The organism is Vibrio genomosp. F10 str. 9ZD137 (assembly GCF_049974785.1).
Lineage (GTDB): Bacteria > Pseudomonadota > Gammaproteobacteria > Enterobacterales > Vibrionaceae > Vibrio.
In genome coordinates, this window is record NZ_JBNGCJ010000042.1 from 1 (window position 1) to 8051 (window position 8051).

Annotated in this window: 9 protein-coding genes; 4 read left to right on the top strand and 5 right to left on the bottom strand. The window is 44.0% G+C overall.

The window, feature by feature from the left end:
* The 4 genes from ACP45E_RS00475 to ACP45E_RS00490 form a co-directional block, all read left to right on the top strand.
* Nucleotides 1-306: benzoate/H(+) symporter BenE family transporter (locus tag ACP45E_RS00475; protein ID WP_198927661.1), on the top strand; the 306-nt coding region annotated here is incomplete at its 5' end.
* 102 nt (nucleotides 307-408) lie between these two features.
* Nucleotides 409-885 carry a peptide-methionine (S)-S-oxide reductase gene (locus ACP45E_RS00480; RefSeq protein ID WP_017037901.1) on the top strand — a complete coding sequence of 159 codons (477 nt, stop codon included), beginning with the start codon at nucleotides 409-411 and terminating at the stop codon, nucleotides 883-885.
* A gap of 235 nt (nucleotides 886-1120) precedes the next feature.
* Nucleotides 1121-2149, top strand: coding sequence for a CobW family GTP-binding protein (locus ACP45E_RS00485; RefSeq protein ID WP_017037902.1), 1029 nt, complete (start codon nucleotides 1121-1123; stop codon nucleotides 2147-2149).
* A 118-nt stretch (nucleotides 2150-2267) separates the two neighbouring features.
* The gene (locus ACP45E_RS00490; RefSeq protein WP_017037903.1) at nucleotides 2268-3044 is read left to right on the top strand and encodes an SDR family NAD(P)-dependent oxidoreductase; all 777 of its coding nucleotides are present in this window, start codon (nucleotides 2268-2270) and stop codon (nucleotides 3042-3044) included.
* A gap of 144 nt (nucleotides 3045-3188) precedes the next feature.
* On the opposite strand, the gene ACP45E_RS00495 is transcribed toward ACP45E_RS00490, so the two are convergent.
* From ACP45E_RS00495 to gcvP, 5 genes are all read right to left on the bottom strand, one after another.
* A complete protein-coding gene (locus ACP45E_RS00495; protein ID WP_026026605.1) occupies nucleotides 3189-3560 on the bottom strand; it encodes a MerR family transcriptional regulator in 372 nt (123 codons plus the stop codon).
* 172 nt (nucleotides 3561-3732) lie between these two features.
* A complete protein-coding gene (pepT, locus tag ACP45E_RS00500) occupies nucleotides 3733-4962 on the bottom strand; it encodes a peptidase T (protein ID WP_017037904.1) in 1230 nt (409 codons plus the stop codon).
* A 215-nt stretch (nucleotides 4963-5177) separates the two neighbouring features.
* Nucleotides 5178-5303, bottom strand: a complete 126-nt coding sequence (locus tag ACP45E_RS00505; protein WP_017037905.1) for a hypothetical protein — start codon at nucleotides 5301-5303, stop codon at nucleotides 5178-5180.
* A gap of 120 nt (nucleotides 5304-5423) precedes the next feature.
* Nucleotides 5424-6116 (bottom strand): DNA-3-methyladenine glycosylase I, encoded by a 693-nt coding sequence (locus ACP45E_RS00510; RefSeq protein ID WP_017037906.1) that lies wholly within the window; start codon nucleotides 6114-6116, stop codon nucleotides 5424-5426.
* A gap of 189 nt (nucleotides 6117-6305) precedes the next feature.
* On the bottom strand, nucleotides 6306-8051 hold a 1746-nt coding region (gcvP, locus tag ACP45E_RS00515; RefSeq protein ID WP_069584583.1), incomplete at its 5' end, for an aminomethyl-transferring glycine dehydrogenase.

Below are 8051 nucleotides of genomic sequence, written 5' to 3' on the forward strand. Positions count from 1 at the left end.
GCCATTTCCATGGGGGTGTTTTACTTGCTCGCGGGCGTGCTTGGCATGGCGTTTGTGTCTCTATTTAGTGCGGTGCCGGCTGCTGTGGTGATGACCATTGCGGGTCTCGCCGTTATGCCTGCATTGATGAATAGCTTAACGACTGCGATGGCAGATAGTGATACCAGAGAAGCCGCATTATTGACGTTTCTATTTACGGCTTCAGGGATTGAATTTTTTGGAATAGGAAGTGCTTTTTGGGGTGTCTCATTGGGTCTCTTCTGTTTCTGGTTAAATCAGTGGCAGACGAGAGCAGTACGGGCTTAATTTAATGACTCATGGTACCGTTGAGCTTCATTGTTTTTGAGCATATCGAGTTCAAGAATAGCGAATTCTAGCTGTAAATTAGAAATAAAAGAATGAGAACAAATGGAAGAAATCGTGTTTGCTGGTGGTTGCCTGTGGGGTGTTCAAGAATTTATGAGACATTTACCCGGTGTGATTTCTACCGAAGCTGGCAGAGCAAATGGTAGCAGCAATACAACCCTAGGTGATTATGACGGGTATGCAGAGTGTGTGAAAACTCAGTTTGATCCGTCGATTGTTTCAGTCACACGCTTAATGGCTTACTTTTTTGAAATCATCGACCCTTTTAGCGTGAATAAGCAAGGGCAAGATGTAGGAAAAAAGTATCGAACAGGGGTTTACAGTAGGCACAAAAAACATCTGGACATCGCGCGGAGATACATCAATACCCAAGAAAATTCAGCGCAAATAGTAATCGAGGTGCTTCCATTATCTCACTATGTGAAAAGTGATGAGGAGCATCAAGATCGGTTGACCTTGAGACCGAATGACTATTGCCACATCCCTCAACATATTCTGCACAAGTATAGAGAAGTTTAATGACTTTCCGGCCTCATTGTTGGGGCCGTATTCATTAACATAATCATCAGCACAAGCATCAAAACAATAACCGGCAATCTAGTCTTCTTGAACTAATTTATTGTTATGTTATAACGTAACATTAAAGTAAAGTTAGCTCGGACTGACCGTGTATTTACCCAATCAGCTGTTGGCATTTCTATAGCGGGTACACGTGTCATAAACCCAACAAACGTTGATGGTAGGAGAATAATCAATGAGTTCTAATCAGAGTCCAATTCGGTCGGTACCAACGAACATTATCACGGGTTTTTTGGGCGTTGGTAAGACTTCAGCCATTTTAAATTTAATGCGTCACCAACCGGCTGATGAACGTTGGGCCGTTCTTGTGAATGAATTTGGCGAGATTGGTGTGGATGGCAGCATCATCCAGGGCCAGTATAATGAAGAGAAAAAGGTCTTTATCCGTGAAGTGCCCGGAGGGTGTATGTGTTGCGCTGCTGGGTTACCCATGCAAATAGCGTTAGCTCAGTTATTGTCTGAAGCGAAACCCGATCGTTTATTAATTGAACCGACGGGGCTTGGCCACCCTAAAGAGGTGCTTCAAGTGTTGCTATCTACACATTACCGAGAAGTACTGTCACTTCAGAAAACCCTGACTCTCGTCGATGCTCGAAAATTGTCGGATTCACGCTATACCCGCCACGATACCTTCAATCAGCAAATATCCATCGCTGACACTGTCGTCGGTAATAAGGTGGATCTTTACCAAGATAGCGATAAGAAAAGATTGATCGATTACGTGAAGCAACATGGTCAACCCAGTACTCACGTGCTTTTTTCTCAGCATGGGGAAATCGCGTGGGAAGAATTTGTCGGGGAGACGGTGTTTGGCTCATTCCGTTCGCATCAACAGGATAATCAGCATAAACATGAGCATCAACATAGCCATAGCCATGCTAGGCCCTTGGTGTCAGATACACCCATTCCGGAGTCTGGTTTTATCAAAGCCAAAAACCAGGGAGAAGGGTTTCAAAGTATCGGCTGGCGATTCTCACCCAGTAAGGTATTCAGCCGACAAAAACTGGCATCTTTACTTGTAGGATTAAGAGTTGAGCGAATGAAAGCGGTGTTTATTACCGACTTAGGCGTTTTTGCTTATAACCTAACCGGTGATGACCTGACGGAAGTCGAATTGGATGATTGCCTAGAAAGTCGGATAGAGATGATCTCTGATCAAATGAATGATTCTCTGGAAGATCAACTGTTAGCGTGTGTGTTGTAAGAATCTGAAAAACTAATTGATGGCCTTGTTAATTATTTTTGCAAAAAAGTCCCTTGACTCTCCCCTATAGGGGAGGCTTTAGATTGAAAGAACACCAACAAAGCATAAGGGAAAACAGATGAAAACAGCATTTATCAGCGGCGCGACTTCAGGCATTGGTTTGGCACTTGCAAGACAATTGCACGAGCAAGGCTACAACTTAATTTTACATGGTCGTGATCAAAACAGGCTTAATCAATTACAAGCAAATTTAAATGGCGCCACGCTAACCATCAGTGCCGATTTGTCTACAAGCACAGGCCTAAAACACTTATTGACTGAGTTAAGCCAATATCCAGATAGAATCGACGTCGCCATTAACAATGCTGGCTTTGGTTTGTATGGACAACATCTTAGCTTAAGTGAAATAGAAGTTGATGCCATGCTCCATTTAAATATGGTTGCGGTTACCAAACTAAGCCGGTTCTTTGCCGAGAGCATGGTACGGCAAGGCCAAGGTTATATTATGAATGTCGCCTCTACAGCAGCCTATCAGCCGCAGCCTTACATGGCCGCCTACGCCGCTAGTAAAGCTTACGTAGCTAGTATTACGGAGTCTCTAGCGGTTGAAATGAAAGATCAAAACGTCACTGTCACCTGCCTATCACCAGGACGCACCGATACCGCCTTTTTTACCTTTGATGGCCAAGATAGCTCGAAGTCAGGAAAAGGAACCTTTGCTGGTAAAAACCGCACTTCACCAGAGCAAGTTGCCACGTTGGGGTTAAAAGCTATGTTCAGCGGTAAACTTCGTGAAATCCCTTTGTGTGAAAACAAATTCTACATCTTTCTTAACCGGATTTTGCCTCGCACCATGGTGCTAAAGATATATCATCAGGCAATGAGGAATATTTAATGTTGATTTCAGCAGCACTTATTGTTTAATTAGTGCCAAGTTAGGTTCATTGGTTGGCAGAGTTTCCTTATGCTTCACTAAATGGTGCTGGCGAGGGAATCTCCGCTTACCAGAAGTGACTCATGGTTTTTGGATAGATCATTCTTATAAGTTTTCTAACAAACAAGCGTTGTAGTGCGCGACATTTTGCTCAAGCTGAGTTAAACCTTGTAGCTTTACTTGTAGTTGTTCTTGCTGCGCTAATAGGTTGACGCGTTTACTGTTAATTTTGGTCACCAATAAATCCATCGGAACCAGCCCTTGTTGAGTTTTGGCTTGCGCTATCTCTTTTAATTCCGCGAGGGTAAAGCCAAGCTGCTTAGCTAGTTTAATCATTGATAAAACATCTAGGTAGCTGGTGTCGTAAATACGATACTGGCCTTGCCTGATTGGGGTTTTAACCAAGCCTATACTTTCATAATGTCGGATCGCTTTGATACTTACCCCAGATTTCTTTGCTAGTTCACCGATATACATACCCATTTACCCTTTGATTCCAAATATCATTTTTATCTTATCATATTATGTGTTTTGTGCTGGTTTACTAATCAGAACGAAATATCAGGGTCGCCCTTGCCTTTTGCCTTTTTGATGAAGTGGTCTGGTTTTTTAGTACTTCTATGTGTATTTCTTCAATGGATACCAAGGCCTATTGATATTTTTCTGATGTTCTTTCCGCTAGTTTCACAATCACGCGCACGGCTTTTTCCATTCCTTCAACAGAAATGAACTCGTGGATACCATGGAAGTTATAGCCACCTGTAAAGATGTTTGGGCAAGGTAACCCCATAAACGATAAACGAGCGCCGTCGGTACCCCCACGAATTGGTTTAATATCTGGCTCGATTCCACACGCAATCATGGCGTCTTTCGCGAGTTCAATAATATGTTGATGTGGCTCTACCATTTCACGCATGTTGAAATAGCTGTCAGTAAGGATAAGTTCAACACTCCCCTTCGCTAATGACTGATTTAGTTCATCAACCTGATACTGCATGAAGGCTTTACGCTTCTCAAGTCCGTCACGATCAAAGTCTCTGATGATGTAACCAAGTTCTGTTTTCGCAACCGAAGCTTCCATCGATGTCAGGTGATAAAAACCGTCATAATGTTCAGTGCACTCTGGTGTTTCATTTGGCGGCATTTTTAATTGAAATTGAGCGGCAATGTTCATTGAATTAACCATTTTATTTTTTGCCGTACCAGGATGAACATTAATACCATGGCAAATTACATCTGCCGACGTAGCATTAAAGTTTTCAAACTCTAATTCTCCTACAGGGCCACCATCAATGGTATACGCCCATTTTGCCCCAAACTTTTCAACATTAAATAAGTTGGCACCACGACCGATTTCTTCGTCTGGAGTAAACCCAATACAAATATCGCCGTGTTTAATACTTGGGTTGGCAATGAGATAAGCCACTGCGGAAATGATCTCGGCAATGCCAGCTTTGTTATCTGCGCCCAGCAACGTTGTACCATCGGTAGTGATAAGTGTTTGCCCATGCAACGTATTAAGATCAGGGTATTGTTCTGGCGACAACACTTCATTGCTTGAACCCAGTGCAATATCGCCACCTTGATAGTTTTTAATGATTTGAGGTTTTACATCTTTCCCTGACGCGTCTGGCGCGGTGTCCATATGAGCAATTAGACCAATAGCAGGGACATCATGGCGAACATTAGAGGGTAAACGCGCCATTAGGTAGCCGTGGTTATCAAGCTCAACGTCAACCAAACCTAACTCGACAAGTTCACGCTCTAATTGCTCGGCAAGTACCCTTTGCCCATTCGTACTGGGGCACTGGCTTACACCAGAGTTAGATTGAGTTTCAAAGCTCACATAACGGAGAAAACGCTCAACTAAGTTGTTCATAATTCGCTCTTCTTAAGATTATTTGTGCACATCGATAAGACAGCAATGATGCACCAGTAGAATACATCCATGATTATCATTCTTGTTGAGTTATGTTCGCTTTGAGGTGGGTCAGCTTTATCTGCAATAGATAATAAGAATTGAGAATGGGTTAGGCATGTCACTTCTTACACTTTATTGAAAGGGCCACAATCTGGCCCACATACGACGTCGAATTAGCGGCAGCTTATCCAACTGCCTTCTGCGATGGCATCAACCGCGACATCGTGCACCTGCGCTTTATCAACTAAAACACTGATCGGTTCAAGGTAGAGTGCGTAGGTTGAATGATGAATCGGCAATGTTTTCTTTGTGGTGTGTGTCCTTTTAATAGTGGTGTGTGTCCTTTTAATATTTTCTTAATGGGTTTGATTCAGACATCACATGAGTTCCTTTAGATCACAGTACTTGGCATGAAAAAATTAAGCTTGAACGGTATTCTCTCCAACACCGAATGCAATCAAACGGGAGAGATCACCTAAACTGCGGCCAGACTCGCTTTGCCAATGATTGAAGGCGAGTTGAATCGCGTCTAAACTGCGCTTACTGTAAAGCCCGCCTTCGATGATATTTTGTGCTCTCAGGTAGCTTTCTATATCTCGGCTTAAAATAAAGGTGTCTTTACCGAGCTGGCGAAGTGCGTAAGGGCCCGTGTTTCCGCCTAGGCGCTGACCGTGTTTTTTTAGATAGAGCCAGAGTCCTACAATATCGTCCTCAGGCCAGTTCGCAATGAATCTGGCAAAGCTGCCATGTTCTAATTGAACATTTCGGATCATTTGTGCATTCGCGATAACCGTTTTTACTTTGGTGAAATTACGTACAATTCGCTTGTCTTGGCTTTTACGCTCTAGCATGTCGTTTGGCATCAGTAAGAGCTTTTCGATATTGAACTCCCAAAATACTTCCTCAAATGATGGCCACTTATTGTGAATCACTCGCCATACAAATCCAGACTGAAAGATGGATCGGGTAAATTGCGCTAAGAAACGATCATCAGAAATAGAGGCTAATTGCGCTCGGCTTAACGGCTCTTCCAGCAGAGACTCTAGCGCTTCCTCTCCGCCTTTTCGTTGGCAGGCTCGGTCATAAATGTCGTTAAAAGATTCGTATTTCATCAAGATTCACATGTTTGTATTGGCGTCAAAATAGAGTATCTCATTCCACATGCATTTATCAAAGTTAACGCCATTTGGGTTTTAATCACATATCGCTATATCTCATTCACCCAACAAAAAAGCGAACCATTTCGGGTTCGCCTTTTGATTTTGCTATCAGAAGATACTTACTTAAATAATAACTCGCGCTTACTGGTAGCTCTCGATACTTGGGCATGAACAGATCAGGTTACGATCCCCATGAACGTTGTCAACGCGGTTTACCGTCGGCCAGTATTTAGATTGCTTCGTTGCCTTTGATGGGAAACACGCAAGTTCACGTGAGTATGGGCGATCCCAATCTTCACTCGATAGATCGACTTGTGTGTGTGGTGCATTCACAAGTGGGTTGTTATCCAGTGGCCAAGCGCCTTCTTTCACCGCGGTCATTTCGTGGCGAATCGCAATCATTGCTTCACAGAAACGATCGAGCTCTTCTAAATCTTCAGATTCAGTTGGCTCTATCATCAATGTACCCGCTACAGGGAACGACATCGTAGGGGCATGGAAGCCGTAATCCATCAAGCGTTTCGCGATATCTTCTTCACTGATGCCGGTTTCTTCTTTTAGCGGACGAATATCAATAATACATTCGTGCGCTACGCGGCCATTGGTACCACGGTAAAGAACAGGGTAGTGAGGACGAAGCATTTCCATCACGTAGTTCGCGTTCAGAATGGCAACTTTGGTCGCTTCGGTTAGGCCCGGTTCACCCATCATTGCAATGTAAGCCCAAGAAATAGGCAAAATCGATGCACTGCCTAAATCAGCAGCAGAAACCGCATAATCGGTTCCTTGAGAGCCATTTTCAATGTGACCTGGAAGGAATGGTGCCAGGTGCGACTTAACACCGATTGGTCCCATGCCAGGGCCACCGCCACCGTGTGGAATACAGAATGTTTTATGCAAGTTCAGGTGTGATACATCAGAGCCAATGAAACCAGGAGACGTTAAACCAACTTGTGCATTCATGTTTGCGCCATCTAGGTAGACTTGTCCGCCTGCGGCGTGAACCATTTCACACACTTCTTTTACTTGCTCTTCGTAAACACCGTGTGTTGAAGGGTAAGTGATCATGATGCTTGAAAGGTTATCGTGGTGCTTCTCAATCTTAGCCGCTAAGTCTGCCATGTCGATGTTGCCATCATCATCACAGGTTACCAGAACCACTTTCATTGAAACCATGGAAGCGGTTGCAGGGTTGGTTCCGTGCGCAGAAGTCGGAATGAGACACACGTTACGGTGACCTTCACCTCGGCTGGCATGGTAGCGTTGAATCGCGATCAAGCCTGCGTATTCACCAGAAGCACCAGAGTTAGGTTGAAGTGAAAAATCATCATAGCCGGTGATTTCACACAGCTTTTCTTTGAGATCTTGAGCTAAAGCCGTGTAACCCGCCGCTTGTTCTAATGGTGCAAATGGGTGTAGCTCGCCAAACTCAGGCCAAGTCACCGGAATCATTTCCGCTACTGCATTGAGCTTCATGGTACAGCTTCCCAGTGGGATCATACCGTGGGTCAATGAGAAATCTTTGTTCTCTAGCTGTTTTAGGTAGCGCATCATTTGCGTTTCGCTGTGATGCGTGTTGAAAACAGGGTGAGTCAGGTAAGTGGATTCACGACGACAGTTTTCTGGAATAGCTGCAAACTCATTGTCGGCGATGTCATTCGATAGAGCATTTAGGTCTTCATTGACATTGAAGATGGCAAACAGTGCCGCTACATCACCCGTTGTCGTTGTTTCATCGAGGCTGATACCGATCTGGCTTGGAAGTTTACGCAAGTTGATATCGGCTGCTTGAGCTTTTGCATAAAGCTCGTCGGTTTTATCACCCGTGTTTAATGTGATGGTGTCAAAGAAACTGTTGTGAGTAAGCTCAAAGCCCGATTTTGTAAG